2 protein-coding genes are annotated in these 2,248 nt (G+C 72.5%); one reads left to right on the top strand and one right to left on the bottom strand.

Going from position 1 to position 2,248, the window contains the following annotated elements; translation table 11 throughout:
• Positions 1-258: 258 nt before the first annotated feature.
• Entirely contained in the window at positions 259-1,254 is a 996-nt protein-coding gene (locus AC3CHW_RS02500) for an ABC transporter substrate-binding protein (protein WP_488469399.1), read from the bottom strand.
• Positions 1,255-1,382: 128 nt separating this feature from the next.
• On the opposite strand from AC3CHW_RS02500, the gene AC3CHW_RS02495 reads away from it, so the two are divergent.
• On the top strand, positions 1,383-2,186 hold the full coding sequence (locus tag AC3CHW_RS02495) for a siderophore-interacting protein (protein ID WP_488469398.1): 804 nt from the start codon (positions 1,383-1,385) through the stop codon (positions 2,184-2,186).
• The last annotated feature ends 62 nt before the right edge of the window (positions 2,187-2,248 follow it).

The raw sequence follows: 2,248 nt of genomic DNA, 5'->3' as shown, positions 1-2,248 counted from the left end.
CGGGCGGACGCCGTACGGGCGGTGGTGCGCCGGGGCCCGCGCCCCGGCGCACCACGGATACGCGGCGGGACCCGGGGGCGCCGCCGCGCCGGGAACACACGACGCGCCCCGGGACGCTGGTGGTCCGGTGGGTCTCCCGGGGCGGCGGCGCGACAGGGCCCCGGGCATGCGTGGGCCCCGCCCGGCCGGGACGGCCGCGCGGGGCGTGACGGCCGGACGCGGGGGCGGTCGTCGCCACCTCCGCGCCCGGCCCGCGCGTCACAGCTTCCGCAGGATCTTCTCGATCTCGTCCACCGCGCCGTTGGCCCAGCGGTAGGAGCCCACGGTGTAGTGCTTGATCGGGAAGGCGTGCCCGGCCTTGACCGCGCGCACGCCCTTCCAGACCTTGTTGTCCAGCAACTGCTGGGTGAGGGCGGGGGCCTTGCCGTCGAAGAGCTGCGGGTAGAGCAGCACGTCGCAGTCGTCCAGGATCTCCAGCTCCTCGTACGACTTCTGGACGAACCCGGCCTCGTCCTTGGCGATCTTCGCGCCGATCCGCAGGCCCAGGTCACGCATGACGGTCAGCAGCGGCGAGCCGAGGAAGAACGCCCCGTTCTGGCCGCCGCTGAGCGGGGCCCAGGTGGTCTTGGAGATCTGCGCGGCGTGGGCGTCCTTGACCTCCTTCAGCCGCCGGCGGTATTCCGACTTGGCGTCGGTGAGCGCGTCGCGCCGGTTGACCGCGTCGGCGACCTTGTCGAGCTGCTCGTACCAGAGGGCCCCGCTGTCGGACCAGTTGAAGTACGCGACCGGGGCGATGGTCTTCAGCGGCGCGGTCTTGTCCTTGTAGAACTGGTCGACGATCAGGTCGGGCTTGAGCGCGCCGATCGCCTGCGCGTTGGGCGTGCCGGCCACGCCGATCGTCTTGACCCGGCGCAGCTTCTGGTAGACGTCCGCGGGCAGCGCGGCGGGGTTCGCGATGCCGTCGGGGATGCCCACCGGCACGATGCCGAGGTCGAGGAGCATCAGGGTGTCCCAGTTCTCGCAGGCGATGACGCGCTGGGGGTGGGCCGGGGCCTCGATGGTGCCGTTGTCGGTCCTGACGCTGCGGGTCTCCTGCTTCCCGCCGCCCTCGCCCCCCTTGTCGTCCTTCTTGTCATCGTCGTCGGATTCGCTCACCCCGCAGGCGGTCAGTCCAACGGCGGCGGCTGCTCCGGCCAGTCCGCCGAGGAACGCCCGGCGCTTCACAGGCGTGAACGGGGTGGCGGATCGGGTCATCTCGGTTCTCCTCGCACGTCGAATGCGGCGCGACGATGCCGCGCATCAAAGGTTAGGCTTGCCTAACTTACTCCTTGACTGCAAGATCTAAGGAGTTGGCCACCGTTGAGGAGTGAGGAGCCCACAGGATGAGCGGGGCGTCGACCCAAGAGCACCAGTACGCGAGCCGTCGGCCAGGCAGGCTGAACGTCACGAGGGTGCGCCGGGTGCGCCGGATCACCCCGCATATGGCCAGGATCACCTTCGGAGGTGACGACCTGTCAGGCTTCCTGAGCAACGGCACCGACCAGCACGTCGCGCTCTACTTCTACGAGCCGCACGTCGAACTGCCCCGCCCCTTCACCGCCGACGCGGCCCGCGCCCTGCTGCCCGTCGCCCGCCCCCGGCTGCGCCGCTACACCATCCGCCACCACCGCCCCGAACAGGCCGAGGTGGACATGGACTTCGTCCTGCACGGCGCCGACCAGCTCGCGTCGGGCTGGGCCGAGACCGTACGGCCGGGCGACGAGAGCATCTGGTTCGGGCCCAGCCCCGCCTACCCGCTCGACGCCGAAGCCCCCTGGCACCTCTTCCTCGGTGACGAGACGGCCATCCCCGCCATCGCCGTCACGCTGGCCGCGCTGCCCGCCGGCGCCAGGGCCCGGGTGCTCATCGAGGTCGCCGACGCGCAGGAGGAGCAGCCGCTGCCCACCGCGGCGGACGCCGAGATCACCTGGCTGCACCGCGACGGCCGCCCCGTGGGGGAGCCGCTGCACGACGCCGCGCTCGCGACGCCCCTGCCGCGTGGGGCCGGCCGGGTGTGGGGCGCGGCCGAACGCGGCGTCGTCAGGTCCCTGCGTGACCACTACGTCCGCACCCACGGCCTGGACCGGGCGCACACCCACCTCACCGCGTACTGGACGCGGGGCGAGACCCAGGACAGCGAGGTCTGAGCCCGCCCCATGCGCAGCCACCACCCCCGAGCCGGCACCCCGGCCCCCGGGCTCGCCCGTGC

The sequence above is a fragment of the Streptomyces sp. MGP-BFMKR1 genome, from assembly GCF_057766585.1.
Note: the sequence above shows the minus strand (reverse complement) of the source record. Positions and strands in the feature narration are given on the sequence as shown.